The organism is Bacteroides thetaiotaomicron VPI-5482 (genome assembly GCF_000011065.1).
GTDB classification, from domain to species: Bacteria; Bacteroidota; Bacteroidia; order Bacteroidales; family Bacteroidaceae; genus Bacteroides; species Bacteroides thetaiotaomicron.
In genome coordinates, this window is sequence record NC_004663.1 from 2,561,920 (window position 1) to 2,575,482 (window position 13,563).

The 13,563-nt window shown below is 45.5% G+C and carries 16 protein-coding genes; 10 read left to right on the forward strand and 6 right to left on the reverse strand.

The annotated features are described in order from the left end of the window. Nucleotides 1–48 precede the first annotated feature (48 nt). A complete protein-coding gene (locus BT_RS10335; protein ID WP_011108105.1) occupies nucleotides 49–1,242 on the forward strand; it encodes a TolC family protein in 1,194 nt (397 codons plus the stop codon). An 82-nt stretch (nucleotides 1,243–1,324) separates the two neighbouring features. Next, nucleotides 1,325–2,149 carry a hypothetical protein gene (locus BT_RS10340; protein WP_008761069.1) on the forward strand — a complete coding sequence of 275 codons (825 nt, stop codon included), beginning with the start codon at nucleotides 1,325–1,327 and terminating at the stop codon, nucleotides 2,147–2,149. A gap of 74 nt (nucleotides 2,150–2,223) precedes the next feature. Here BT_RS10340 and BT_RS10345 read toward each other — a convergent pair whose 3' ends face one another. Beyond that, nucleotides 2,224–3,702, reverse strand: coding sequence for a methyltransferase RsmF C-terminal domain-like protein (locus BT_RS10345; RefSeq protein ID WP_011108106.1), 1,479 nt, complete (start codon nucleotides 3,700–3,702; stop codon nucleotides 2,224–2,226). A 108-nt stretch (nucleotides 3,703–3,810) separates the two neighbouring features. On the opposite strand from BT_RS10345, the gene BT_RS10350 reads away from it, so the two are divergent. The 6 genes from BT_RS10350 to BT_RS10375 all read left to right on the forward strand — a co-directional run bounded on the left by BT_RS10350 (nucleotide 3,811) and on the right by BT_RS10375 (nucleotide 8,292). Further along, nucleotides 3,811–4,563 (forward strand): DUF6249 domain-containing protein, encoded by a 753-nt coding sequence (locus tag BT_RS10350; RefSeq protein ID WP_011108107.1) that lies wholly within the window; start codon nucleotides 3,811–3,813, stop codon nucleotides 4,561–4,563. Beyond that, on the forward strand, nucleotides 4,560–5,108 hold the full coding sequence (locus tag BT_RS10355; protein WP_008761066.1) for an RNA polymerase sigma factor: 549 nt from the start codon (nucleotides 4,560–4,562) through the stop codon (nucleotides 5,106–5,108). The genes BT_RS10350 and BT_RS10355 overlap by 4 nt, the downstream gene beginning before the upstream one ends. After that, a complete protein-coding gene (locus tag BT_RS10360; protein WP_008766458.1) occupies nucleotides 5,092–5,421 on the forward strand; it encodes a DUF5056 domain-containing protein in 330 nt (109 codons plus the stop codon). Before BT_RS10355 ends, BT_RS10360 begins: the two co-directional genes overlap by 17 nt. Before the next feature lie 268 nt (nucleotides 5,422–5,689). Next, complete coding sequence (gene cls / locus BT_RS10365; protein WP_008766459.1) at nucleotides 5,690–6,961, forward strand: cardiolipin synthase; 1,272 nt, start codon at nucleotides 5,690–5,692, stop codon at nucleotides 6,959–6,961. A gap of 37 nt (nucleotides 6,962–6,998) precedes the next feature. Further along, on the forward strand, nucleotides 6,999–7,793 hold the full coding sequence (locus BT_RS10370; protein WP_008761063.1) for a thymidylate synthase: 795 nt from the start codon (nucleotides 6,999–7,001) through the stop codon (nucleotides 7,791–7,793). Nucleotides 7,794–7,797: 4 nt separating this feature from the next. After that, the gene (locus BT_RS10375; RefSeq protein WP_008766460.1) at nucleotides 7,798–8,292 is read left to right on the forward strand and encodes a dihydrofolate reductase; all 495 of its coding nucleotides are present in this window, start codon (nucleotides 7,798–7,800) and stop codon (nucleotides 8,290–8,292) included. Between the two features lie 19 nt (nucleotides 8,293–8,311). On the opposite strand, the gene BT_RS10380 is transcribed toward BT_RS10375, so the two are convergent. Beyond that, a complete protein-coding gene (locus BT_RS10380; protein WP_008761061.1) occupies nucleotides 8,312–8,791 on the reverse strand; it encodes an Lrp/AsnC family transcriptional regulator in 480 nt (159 codons plus the stop codon). A 152-nt stretch (nucleotides 8,792–8,943) separates the two neighbouring features. Between BT_RS10380 and BT_RS10385 the strand changes: the two genes are divergently transcribed. Together BT_RS10385 and BT_RS10390 are read left to right on the forward strand one after the other, a co-directional pair. Beyond that, the gene (locus tag BT_RS10385) at nucleotides 8,944–10,221 is read left to right on the forward strand and encodes an IgA Peptidase M64 (RefSeq protein ID WP_008766461.1); all 1,278 of its coding nucleotides are present in this window, start codon (nucleotides 8,944–8,946) and stop codon (nucleotides 10,219–10,221) included. 180 nt (nucleotides 10,222–10,401) lie between these two features. Continuing rightward, nucleotides 10,402–10,938: a GNAT family N-acetyltransferase gene (locus BT_RS10390; RefSeq protein WP_008766462.1), complete on the forward strand. Its 537-nt coding sequence runs from the start codon at nucleotides 10,402–10,404 to the stop codon at nucleotides 10,936–10,938. Between the two features lie 180 nt (nucleotides 10,939–11,118). Here BT_RS10390 and BT_RS10395 read toward each other — a convergent pair whose 3' ends face one another. The 4 genes from BT_RS10395 to BT_RS10410 are packed head-to-tail and all read right to left on the reverse strand — an operon-like array spanning nucleotide 11,119 to nucleotide 13,517. After that, the gene (locus tag BT_RS10395) at nucleotides 11,119–11,589 is read right to left on the reverse strand and encodes an ExbD/TolR family protein (protein WP_008761058.1); all 471 of its coding nucleotides are present in this window, start codon (nucleotides 11,587–11,589) and stop codon (nucleotides 11,119–11,121) included. 3 nt (nucleotides 11,590–11,592) lie between these two features. Next, the gene (locus BT_RS10400) at nucleotides 11,593–12,186 is read right to left on the reverse strand and encodes an ExbD/TolR family protein (protein ID WP_008761057.1); all 594 of its coding nucleotides are present in this window, start codon (nucleotides 12,184–12,186) and stop codon (nucleotides 11,593–11,595) included. A 35-nt stretch (nucleotides 12,187–12,221) separates the two neighbouring features. Then, the gene (locus BT_RS10405; RefSeq protein WP_008761056.1) at nucleotides 12,222–12,707 is read right to left on the reverse strand and encodes a hypothetical protein; all 486 of its coding nucleotides are present in this window, start codon (nucleotides 12,705–12,707) and stop codon (nucleotides 12,222–12,224) included. A gap of 6 nt (nucleotides 12,708–12,713) precedes the next feature. Beyond that, nucleotides 12,714–13,517 (reverse strand): MotA/TolQ/ExbB proton channel family protein, encoded by an 804-nt coding sequence (locus BT_RS10410; RefSeq protein WP_008766463.1) that lies wholly within the window; start codon nucleotides 13,515–13,517, stop codon nucleotides 12,714–12,716. Nucleotides 13,518–13,563 lie beyond the last annotated feature (46 nt).

Below are 13,563 nucleotides of genomic sequence, written 5' to 3' on the forward strand. Positions count from 1 at the left end.
TATCAGTTAAATGTAGCTACTATGTATATAGAAACAAATAAAAAAAGTATGAAACGAATCATCATCATAGGCTCTTTGGTAAGCTGCGCACTTCTCACCCTCACGGGCGAAGTGCAGGCCCAAAGCGGCATCGAACAGGTTTTGAAGAATATCGAAGCCAACAATAAGGAGTTGCAAGCAAACGCCCAACTCATCACCTCGCAAAAGCTGGAAGCCAAAACGGACAATAACCTGCCGGACCCGACTTTATCATACGCCCACCTCTGGGGAGCGAAAGATAAAAACGAAACGATCGGCGAACTTGTGGTGTCACAAAGTTTCGACTTTCCGAGCCTGTATGCCACCCGCAACAAGCTGAATCGTCTGAAAGCAGGTGCTTTTGACAGTCAGGCGGACGTCTTCCGCCAAGAGAAATTGTTGCTCGCCAAAGAAGTGTGTCTGGACATTATCATGCTGCGCCAGCAAAAACACATCTTGGAGGAACGGCTGCGCAACGCGGAAGAACTTGCCAAAATGTACGCCAAGCGCCTCCAAACCGGAGACGCGAACGCCCTCGAAACGAATAAAATCAATCTGGAACTGCTGAATGTCAAGACGGAAACTTCGCTGAACGAGACGGCACTGCGTAATAAGTTGCAGGAACTGAACACGTTAAACGGCAATATCCCCGTAGTGTTCGAAGAAAGCACGTATCCCGCGACGCCTTTCCCTGCCGACTATCAGATACTGAAATCGGAAGTGCTCTCCGCCGACCGCACGTTAATGGCGTTCAACAACGAAAGCCTCGTTGCCCGCAAGCAGATCGCCGTCAACAAGTCGCAATGGCTGCCGAAACTGGAACTCGGCTACCGCCGGAACACCGAAACGGGAACGCCTTTCAACGGAGTAGTAGTGGGATTCTCCTTCCCGCTTTTCGAGAACCGCAACAAGGTGAAAATAGCCAAAGCGCAAGCGCTGAACATCGACTTGCAGAAAGACAACGCCACCCTGCAAGTGGAATCCGAACTGGCACAGCTCTACCGGGAGGCCAAAACGCTGCACACCTCTATGGAGGAATACAGGAAAACTTTTCAGGCGCAACAAGACCTCGCACTGCTGAAACAGGCTCTGACAGGCGGACAGATCAGCATGATCGAGTATTTTGTCGAGGTATCCGTCATTTATCAAAGTCATCAGAATTACCTCCAACTGGAGAATCAATATCAGAAGGCAATGGCACGAATTTATAAGAGCAAGCTATAAATTCCCGCTTTATTTCGCCCGATTATTGAATAAATAAAAAGAATGCATTACATTTGGGGACTGTAAAAAACACTAAACTATTATGAAAACTAAAACCCTCTCTTACACCCCCATCTTGTTTTGCATTCTTATTTTATGGAGTGCCTGTAAAGACGATGCCGATGCCCCCCTGCGGTTTTACGACAGCAAATACGAAGTGCCCATGGGAGGAAGACGCTACCTCGGAATCGAAAGCGGAAACGGAGACTACTCTTTGGAAATCGGAAATCCCCGCATCGCAAGTGCCGGAATCGAAAGCGGCTGGAGCGGAGTTCCCGCCGGACGAATGATTTACATATCCGGCATTCTCACCGGAAGCACGTATCTGAAAGTGACAGACAACGCCACACAGGAAACGCTCACTCTGCCCATTAAAGTGGTGGACTACTACGAAGATCTCAATCTGATACACGGCTCGTCCTCCCTGCGTCCCAATGGGGACGAGAACCTACTGCCGGGTGTTGACGACATTTTCCTTGTCAGCAACGCTGCCCGTGACGCTTATTTCTTCAAACAAGGACAACGAACCGCTTTTTCATCGGGACTCGAACTGATCACCAAAGGAACTTATGCACTGAAGCAAGAGGACGAGAACAAAGCCACACTGACCCTTACTTTCTCATTGGATGCCTCACCGGCTACGGAACACCATTTCACCGTATGGGGAAACACGTACCTGCTTCACCGGCTGGACAAGAACTTACATCTGAACTGGGGCACGCCGCCCATTGGAGAAACACGGACATCACCTGCCCCGCCTCCGGCCTACACACTGGAAGAAATAACGGAAGGAGCAGAACCGGGAACAGGCAGACAGGTCGGTTTCATTCTGAATTATAAGGAAATACCCACTGGAATACTTCCCTAAATTATGGATGATAAATTAGCCGAGCTATCAAGATAAGCATTCTATCCGTTGTCCGTTTCTTTCGGAAATAATCTTTACAGCGTACGTATCTCCTCCGGCAAATACCCGCTGCGGATACGCCACTCCTGCGGATAAAGATTATTGGCACGATTCCCTATATTCTTCACAAATCCGAGAGGAATATTCCGGTAAGTAAGCAAGATATAACCACGAGGGGCTGTTTCCGACAAGGTAATAGCCTCTTTTCGTAAATAAGCGATAGCCTGTTCATAACTCACCTCTTCCGTATCAAAAGCATCCTGCCGCAAGAGCGTAGCGCTCATTGCCAACGCATGAGCGGGAATCAAATCTCTCCCTTTCACTTCACCAGTCAGAACGCCTGCCTGTATCACTTTCAGATGCTGTTTCATGGCAGCCAGTTCATCGGTATATCGTTGCGGAAATGCGACGATGCCCGCGCCTTCCGCAGACAGGGTGTATTTTTCGACATTTTCCTGCTTCAGCCAGTTCAGTGCCATCCCCATGTGTTCTTTGGAAACGGGAGAAGCAGCCGCTCCACCTTTCTTATCTTTTTTCTTGGACGACTTTGCTTTTGAGAATGAATAGGCTGCCGGTTCATCTTCCGAATCCGGTTTGCGAAGTGCCGCCAGAAAGAATCCTTCGCCTTTTGTCTTATGAGGAAGAAAATGACAAACAGACAAACTTCCCTGAGACTCATCCTCTCCATCGAGTAAATTCCCTGTTATATTCCACTCGTTCCGCACCTCCAGAGGCAAGAGCTCCGCACCGAATTCCTGCTGAATCCAGCAGACGTTCTCTTCATCTTCTTTGCTATTATAGGTACACGTACTATATATTAATATGCCGCCCGGTTTCAGACAGGGCCAAATATCCGCAATAATCCGCCGCTGACGCTGCCAGCAGATCTCTACATTCTCCGGGCTCCATTCCTCCACAGCCACAGGGTCTTTACGAAACATTCCCTCGCCCGAACAAGGCACATCGGTCAGAATGACATCGAAGAAAGATGGAAGTGCCGAGAAATCAGCCGGATCATTGTTGGTAACCACCACATCCGGATGCCCCCACTTCGTCAGATTCTCCGCCAGCACCTGTGAACGGTTCCGGATCACTTCATTCGCCACCAGCAGACTCCCTTCCGAAAGCACGCTACGCGCATGGGTTGATTTTCCTCCAGGCGCCGCACAAAGATCGAGCATCACCACTGGAGACTCGACATACTGCCGCAGCACCTGCTCCACAAACATGGACGAAGCCTCCTGAACATAGTAGCAACCGGCATGAAACAACGGGTCGAACGTAAAAGTCAGACGCTCGTCAAGATAGTAGCCATCGGATGCCCAGGGAACTTTGTTGAAGGAAAAATGAGCAGAACTGTCTGTCAGCGAACTTAATCCTTCCTCCTTCATTCTCAATTTATTGATCCGAATGCTGACGGGAGGCTCCTGCTGCAAGGCGGCAGCCAGTTTTTCATATTCTTCATTGCCCAGTAAGGCACGGGTATAGTCGATAAAAGAAGTGGGTAAATTCATTTTTCATTTATTAATTCCTGCAAATATCAAAAATATTTCGTCTCTTTGCAACTTTCTGACATACGAACTACGTCTAACAGACAAAGAAACAAATAAAAGAATTAATATATGAAACGGATTTTAATTGCTTTACTGGTCATGATGACCATTTTCTCTCTGGCAAACGCCCAGAAACAAACGACTATTGTGAACGACTCTACCGGAAACGTAAAAGTGACCGTAACGAAAGGGAAAGGCAAGGATGCCAAGGTTAATGTCGGCAACACGGCCGTCACTGTGATCGGCATCGATGACGAAGACGCCGACACGACAAGTGTAGATACGGGCAAAGTGAGTAGCTCCTCGCGCGGCTCTCACGGAAAAGCGAGCTTCACCATCAGCTCTGACGACGATGACTTCCCGTTCAATAATTTCGGAGATGCAGTCGGAGGAGGTATTCTGGTAGCCATCATCAGCATCATTGCCATATTCGGAATGCCGGTATTCATCATATTTGTAGTCTTCTTCTTCCGCTACAAGAACCGGAAAGCACGCTACCGTCTTGCTGAACAGGCTCTCGCAGCCGGTCAGCCTCTTCCGGAAGAATTCATACGGGAGAACAAATCGACAGACCAACGTACACAAGGAATCAAAAATACCTTTACAGGCATCGGGCTCTTCATATTCCTCTGGGCCATCACCGGTGAATTCGGAATTGGCGCTATCGGACTGCTCGTCATGTTTATGGGACTGGGACAATGGCTGATCGGCTACAAGCAACACGCCAACGAGAATACCAAGAACAGAGAAACCGCCATCAGAAGCAACGACATCATCATCTCGGAGAAGAACGACGAAGAGAAGAACGAAGAAAATAGATGAGCCAACTCAACGATATATCGCTAGTCGCACAGGTCGTGGTGTTCAAGAACACCAGGGCCTTCGACCAGTTGGTACAAAAATACCAGTCGCCTGTCAGACGCTTCTTCCTGCATCTGACTTGCGGTGACAGCGAATTGAGTGACGACTTGGCACAGGATACATTCATCAAGGCATATACCAATCTGGCCTCTTTCCGTAACTTGTCGAGTTTCTCCACATGGCTATACCGTATTGCTTATAATATTTTTTATGATTATATTCGCAGCCGGAAGGAGATGGCAGACCTGGATACCAGGGAAGTAGACGCCGTCAACTGCACCGAACAAGCGAACATAGGGCAGACAATGGATGTTTATCAGTCACTCAAATCGCTGAAGGAAGTGGAACGAACCTGCATCACGCTGTTTTACATGGAAGATGTAAGCATCGACAAGATTGCAGGAATAACGGGAATACCGGCAGGGACGGTGAAAAGCCACCTGTCGCGTGGAAAAGAAAAATTAGCAACGTATTTAAAAAGAAACGGTTATGACGGAAATAGATAATGATAAACTTCTGAAAGATTTCTTCGCAGAAAACAAGCGGGAAATAGCCGACAACGGATTCAGCCGCCGCGTCATGCACCACTTGCCCGACCGCAGCAACCGGTTGGCACGCCTTTGGACTGTATTCGTAATGACAGTAGGAGCCACGCTCTTCGTCACGCTGGGCGGACTGGAAGCCGTATGGGGAACGCTGAAAGATGTACTTATCGGCATGATCAACCATGGCGCAACCAGTCTCGATCCGAAATCAATCATCATTGCAACGGTCGTCCTGCTGTTCATGGCCGGACGGAAAGTAGTATCAATGGCATAACAATGCTTGTCACACAACTGTGCCAAGGACTTGGCACAGTTGTGACACCGCACTGGCACAGCAGTGCCACGCCGTTGGCACAAGTGTGACAACGGCAGGGAACACAGCAGACAGTTCAGATGTATCGAACGAATATAATCCCCCAGATCAAGAGATTCTTGTTCATTTCTTCTGTTAAAGTATAATAAATTTGCTCTCCTCTCCCGATAGCTCCAAACATAGATGTTGTATCTTTGTTACTTTGTAAACTAAAATAGCGAGAAGAGTTTTGAAACTACGTATATTTCTTTTATTTCTGTTTCTGTCTTTATTCCGTGCTCAGGCAGATGTCATCGACAGTTTGATGACGCATCCCAGAGACTCCATAGCTCTGACAAGTGACTCCCTTGTATTACGTTTCTTATCGGAGTCAGGGATTCCTATATCCGACAATAACAAGGTCAGATTACTGAAAAGCGGACGAGAAAAATTCATTGATTTATTCAGCGCCATCCGCGACGCCAAACACCACATCCATCTGGAATATTTCAATTTCCGCAATGACTCTATAGCCAATGCGCTGTTCGACCTGCTGGCCGAAAAAGTGAAAGAAGGCGTGGAAGTACGAGCCATGTTCGATGCGTTCGGCAACTGGTCGAACAATAAACCGCTCAAGAAGAGACATCTCAAAAAAATACGAGAGCAGGGAATCGAGATTGTCAAGTTCGACCCGTTCACCTTTCCCTACATCAATCATGCGGCACACCGTGATCACCGCAAAATAGCCGTCATCGACGGTGAAGTCGCCTATACGGGAGGAATGAACATCGCCGACTACTACATCAACGGACTCCCCAAAATCGGTACATGGCGTGATATGCACATGAGAATAGAAGGCGATGCCGTCAATGACCTGCAAGAAATATTTCTTACCATATGGAACAAGGAGACTAAACAAAATATTGGCGGCGAAGCATACTTCCCCAAGCACAAGGAGCAGTCGGACAGCACCAATGTAGTCGTCGCCATCGTAGACCGCACACCGAAGAAAAACAGCCGTATGCTCAGTCATGCTTATGCCATGTCGATCTATTCGGCACAGAAAAACGTGCACATCGTCAACCCGTATTTTGTGCCCACATCCTCCATCAACAAGGCGCTTCAACGCACCATCGAACGAGGTGTGGATGTCACGATTATGGTTTCTTCTGCCTCCGACATCCCGTTTACTCCGGACGCCGCCCTCTACAAACTTCACAAACTGATGAAAAGGGGGGCCACCGTCTATATGTACAATGGCGGTTTCCACCATTCCAAAATCATGATGGTCGACGATATTTTCTGCACGGTAGGCACCGCAAACCTGAACAGCCGCAGCCTCCGGTACGACTACGAGACGAACGCTTTCATCTTTAACAAGGAAATTACAGGCGAACTGAACGAAATGTTTCGGAACGATATAGAACACTGTACGCAGCTAACACCGGAATTCTGGAAAAAGCGCTCACCGTGGAAGAAGTTCGTCGGATGGTTTGCCAATTTATTCACGCCATTTTTGTAATTTTGCATCGCACCAACTTATTGGAAAATTATTCGCTATGAAACAATATTTAGATTTACTCAATCGCGTATTAACTGAAGGAACTGAGAAAAGTGACCGTACAGGAACCGGAACGATCAGTGTGTTCGGACATCAGATGCGTTTCAACCTCGACGAGGGTTTCCCGTGTCTGACCACCAAAAAACTGCATCTGAAATCAATCATCTACGAGTTACTCTGGTTTCTGCAAGGTGATACGAACGCGAAATATCTGCAAGAACACGGTGTACGCATCTGGAACGAATGGGCGGACGAGAACGGTGATTTAGGGCATATCTATGGCTATCAGTGGCGTTCGTGGCCCGACTACGACGGCGGATTCATCGACCAGATCAGCGAAGCGGTAGAGACGATCAAGCACAATCCCGACTCCCGCCGTATCATTGTCAGCGCCTGGAATGTAGCCGATTTAAAGAATATGAACCTGCCTCCCTGTCATGCCTTCTTCCAGTTTTACGTGGCAGACGGTCGGCTGAGCCTGCAACTTTACCAGCGCAGCGCGGATATATTTCTCGGAGTCCCGTTCAATATCGCATCATATGCACTGCTGCTACAAATGATGGCGCAGGTGACAGGACTGAAAGCGGGTGAATTTATCCATACACTTGGCGATGCCCATATCTATCTGAACCACTTGGATCAGGTCAAATTGCAGCTTAGCCGCGAACCACGCGCATTGCCTCAAATGAAAATTAATCCGGATGTGAAGAGTATCTATGACTTCCAGTTCGAAGACTTCGAACTGGTGAACTACGACCCGCATCCACATATTGCCGGAATAGTAGCGGTATAAAACCATGAGTAAAATATCAATTATTGCCGCCGTAGACCGCCGAATGGCGATCGGCTTTCAGAATAAACTGCTTTTCTGGTTGCCCAACGACTTGAAACGCTTCAAGGCACTGACTACCGGAAACACCATCATAATGGGAAGAAAAACCTTCGAATCGCTGCCGAAAGGTGCGTTGCCCAATCGCAGAAACGTTGTGTTATCCACCCGTCCGGATACGGTATGTCCCGGTGCGGAAGTCTTCCCGTCGCTGGAAGTCGCCCTGCAAAGCTGCAAGGAAGATGAGCACGTCTATATAATAGGTGGCGCAAGCGTCTACCAGCAGGCACTTCCTCTTGCCGACGAACTTTGTCTGACGGAAATAAATGACGTTGCTCCCGAAGCCGATGCCTTCTTTCCGGAAGTATCTCCGGCTCAATGGCACGAAAAAAGCAGAGAAGCTCATCCTGTGGATGAGAAACATCTCTGCCCGTATGCTTTTGTAGATTACGTGAAACAGTAAGCTATTTTATTCTGTACGATTAATCTTCGTCTTCAATGTCGACCATAATCGGCATCTGCCGCTTTATGGCTTCATGGAAAGAGATCAATGTCTCCGTACGCGCCAACCCCAAAGGTTGCAATTTATCATGTATGATACTCAGCAAATGGTGATTGTTCTTAGCGTAAATCTTGATAAACATATCATATTTACCAGTAGTGAAATGACACTCTACTACTTCCGGAATGGCTTCCAAAGCTCTCGTTACAGAATCAAAGGATTCCGGATCTTTCAGATATATACCAATATAAGCACAAGTTTCATATCCTATCTTCTCAGGATCGATCACATATTCCGATCCTTTCAATATTCCCAGATTAGTCAACTTCTGAATGCGCTGGTGGATAGCCGCCCCGGAAACGTTACACGCTCTTGCTACTTCCAAAAAAGGAATACGCGCGTTCCCTGCTATTAATTTCAGAATTTGCTCATCTAAAGCATCTAATTGATGATGTCCCATTTTTGAATCAAATTGTTTTAATCAATGAATCTTTCATGCAAAGTTAGCTATTTTTCGGCAACAAATACTATGATTTATTACTTTTATTTGCAAATATCGAATAAGTCAACAATAGTTTGTACCTTTGTAAAAAACATAAATATACTATTTATATGAAACAAATTTGCAGTATTCTTCTTTTTTTCCTGATTTCGGCAGGAAGTTATGCGCAAAACTTTGCAGATTATTTTCAGAATAAGACGTTGCGGGTAGATTATATCTTCACCGGAAACAATAAGCAGCAAGCGATCTATCTGGACGAGCTGTCTCAGCTTCCCTCCTGGGCAGGTCGTGAACATCATTTGTCCGAACTTCCGCTCGAAGGCAACGGGCAAATTATCGTCAGAGATCTCGCCACCCGACAGTGTATCTACAAGACTTCCTTTTCTTCTCTGTTTCAAGAGTGGCTGTCCACCGACGAAGCCAAGGAGACAGCCAAAGGCTTCGAAAATACATTCTTGCTTCCCTACCCCAAACAGCCGGCAGAGGTAGAAATCGTGCTGTTCTCTCCCCGCAAGGAAGTGATGACCAGCTTCAAGCACATTGTCCGTCCGGACGATATCTTGATTCATAAACGGGGAACATCGCACGTCACTCCACACCGGTATATGCTTCAGAGCGGTAACGAAAAAGAGTGCATAGATGTCGCTATCCTGGCAGAAGGCTACACGGAAAAGGAAATGGATTTATTCTATCAGGATGCGCAGAAAGCCTGCGAGAGCCTGTTTTCGCACGAACCGTTCCGGTCGATGAAAAACAAGTTCAACATAGTGGCTGTAGCCAGTCCGTCGATTGACAGCGGAGTCAGTGTTCCCCGCGAAAATCAATGGAAACACACGGCTGTTCATTCTCATTTCGATACTTTTTACTCGGACCGTTACCTGACTACAAGTCGGGTGAAGGCCATCCACAACGCTTTGGCCGGCATTCCTTATGAGCATATTATTATCCTTGCCAATACGGATGTGTACGGAGGCGGAGGAATTTACAACTCATATACGCTGACTACCGCTCATCATCCGATGTTCAAGCCTGTAGTGGTCCATGAATTCGGACATAGCTTCGGAGGCTTGGCGGATGAGTATTTTTATGATGACGATGTAATGACGGACACGTATCCGCTGGATGTAGAGCCGTGGGAACAGAACATCAGTACACGGGTAAATTTTGCCTTGAAATGGGAAGATATGCTTGCACCGAATACGCCTGTCCCCACACCTGTAGCACAACATCAAAACTATCCGGTAGGTGTATATGAAGGTGGCGGTTACTCAGCCAAAGGTATTTACCGTCCGGCATTCAATTGTCGCATGAAAACGAACGAATATCCTGAGTTCTGCCCGGTATGCCAGCGTGCTATCCAGCGGATTATTGAGTTCTATGTCCCTTAATTAAAGGCAGATGTAGGAATTCTTTTTCTTTTAGAATTCCTGTCTGACTCCTGACATAGTAACATCTCATAGTATCATATAACTGATATAATATAACACCCGATAGAGTATAACATTTGGTATAGCAATACCGGGTATAGCAACAAAAAACAATATTGTCAAACTTAAAACCCAAACCGTATGATCAGATTTCAACCGATCACCACATCGGACGTACAACATTACAAATTTATGGAAGAGCTTCTCGTCGAATCGTTTCCACCCGAAGAATATCGCGAACTGGAACATCTTCGCGAATATACAGACCGGATAGGTAACTTCCATAATAATATCATTTTTGACGATGACCTGCCCATTGGCTTTATCACATATTGGGATTTCGATGAATTCTATTACGTAGAACACTTCGCTACCAATCCGGCATTGCGCAACGGAGGTTACGGAAAACGCACATTAGAGCATTTATGTGAGTTTCTGAAACGCCCCATTGTACTGGAAGTAGAACGCCCGGTAGAGGAGATGGCCAAACGCCGTATCAACTTTTACCAACGCCACGGATTTACACTGTGGGAAAAAGACTACTACCAGCCGCCGTATAAAGAAGGAGACGATTTCCTGCCTATGTATCTCATGGTACACGGCAACCTGGATGCAGAAAAGGATTATGAAGGGATAAGACATAAACTCCATACAATCGTTTACGGAGTCAAAGAATAAAGAAACAAAAGAATCGGAAGAAACATACTTCGGATAGATTTTAGATCATATCCGGCAGACGAAGTTCAGACATAAAGTCTGCCTCTGCCGAAGAATAATAAACAGAGAAGCTAAAAGAGAAGCTAAAAAGAAAGGGCGTCCAATTGCTTGGACGCCCTTCTCTATATATCAATTAACTAATTATTTCTCACCACGTTTAGTAGAAGAATAGTTAATCTTCAAAGCGTAAGATTTTCTAAGAGCATTCTTCACGTCTGTGATAATACCCATTTTAGTCTTTTGGTCTACTTTCAGAGACACAGTCATCTTAGCTTGGTCACCCTCATTCATACTTGCACGTTCCTGGAAAATGAAGTCTTGTACTTCGCCAACTTCAGCATAGCTGTCGTTGAGCTGAATACGACTTTCAGTACCCATTTTCGCACGATATTCCTGAGTCGGTTCACCCACATAAATGAATGTTACCAGCGATTTCTTCTCCAGTTTTTCGAGTTCAGTACCTACCGGAAGTGTAAACTGTACCTTTAATGTTACCTCGCGCATTGTTGTTACAATCATAAAGAAGAACAACAAAGTAAAGATAAGGTCAGGCAACGAAGAAGTATTCAATGCCGGCATTTCACGTTTACCAGTTTTATTAAATTTTCCCATTACTTACTTCCTTTTTTCTCCGTATTTTTTAGGTTCTGCCTCAGAAATTCTCTGCGGATAGATTTCACGAATTGCTTTTTGCTGTTCGTCGTTCAATTCCGCATAAGGTCTTTGCCATTTCTGAAGGGCCAGTTCATCTCTCAATTCATTGTATGCAGCAACAAGTTCGTTCTGCACGCTGATGTATGCCTGATAAGAAGATCCACGGTCATTCTGCAAAGAAATTACATGCTTGTCGTTAACGAGAGTCGTACCGAAAAACTCCACATTCTTCTGTGTCTTTTCAGGCATGTGCTCTGCATTGCCGGCATTAGCAATAAATTCTTTAGCTTTTTCCCTTAGTTGCTCAACACCGATATAATCATTACCGCACATCAAAGCATCATCCTTATTCAGGTATACCTGCAAAATGTTACGTTCTTTGATCTTATCTGTATTCTGTTGATCTTGATCTTCGGGTGGTGGAGGCAAAAGTCTTGCCAAACCACGGTCCGTATCCATTGATGTTGTAATCAAGAAGAAGATCAGCAACAAGAAAGCGATATCCGCCGTAGAACTTGAGTTAATATCAGGAACTTTTCTTTTTCCTCTTGCCATTGTAATTACTTATTAAATTGAGTATCCTCAATTGATTATGATATTTTTTTCTTTATGCCACTTGCAATGATTGCAACGATTGTTACAAACAACAAGATGTAGATGGAATAAAGGAACATATCAGTTAATTTCAGCCAGAAAGGAACGTTGTCAGTACCGTCATAACCTGGGATATTCATCGGTGTTCCATCACCTGCAGCCCAAGCAATCACTAAAACAACAACCAAAAGAACCAAACCAAGCAATGACTTAATTGCATTTGCAGGGCTATCTTTCAAAGCTGCTCCAAATTGGAATACAGCAGCAACTACTGTAGCAGCAACAGCCAAACCAAATAACCCATAAATGAGCATCAGTAAGGCATTTGTGTTTGCCGGTTGCCACATTTCAGGATCTACTCCCGCAATGACATCTGCTCCTTGAGCATCACCACCCAGGTAGAAAAGCCCCAGGACAATGAGGATGATGGCAAACATCGCATACAGTGCGTAATACGATACTTTATATGATAACTTACTCATTTCGAATTATTTTTTGTATTTCAGATCATATTTGATTACCATGTCAAGCAAAGAGATAGAAGAGTCTTCCATTTCGCTTGTAAGAGCTTCAATCTTAGCAAGTACGTAGTTGTAGAATACCTGAAGAATCAAAGCAACGATCAAACCGAAAATAGTTGTAATCAAGGCAACTTTCATACCACCTGCAACAACCGTCGGAGAGATATCACCTACCTGCTGGATCTTATCAAATGCCTGCACCATACCGATTACAGTACCCAAGAATCCGAGTGACGGAGCCATAGCGATAAACAGTGTGATCCAAGAACATCCTTTTTCAAGGTAACCAGCCTGTACACCACCGTAAGATACTACTGACTTCTCAACTACATCGATACCTTGGTCGATTCTCATCAAACCCTGGTAGTAGATAGAAGCAACAGGACCTCTGGTGTTACGTGCGATGTCTTTAGCAGCTTCAACATCACCTTTTTCCAAAGCAGCTTCGATAGATGCCATGAATTTTTTTGTGTTGATTTCAGCCAAGCTCAAATAGATGATACGTTCGATACAGAAAGCCAAACCGATAACCAAAGCAATAGCAACCAAACTCATGAAAGATGCAGTACCTTCGATGAATTTAACTTTGATTTCTTTGTGAATACCACCTTCTTCTGCAGCAGGAGCAGCGGCCGGAGCAGCTTGAGCAGCAGCAGGAGCAGCTTGTTGTTCAGTTTGTTCTGCTGCAGGAGCGTCTTGAGCCTGAGCAAGTTGAATTGAGCCAAATGTAAAGGCCCCAATCACAGCAACAATTGCAAATAACTTTTTCATTGTGTGTCTAATTTTTAAGATTAATTAATTGATTATTATTTATTGT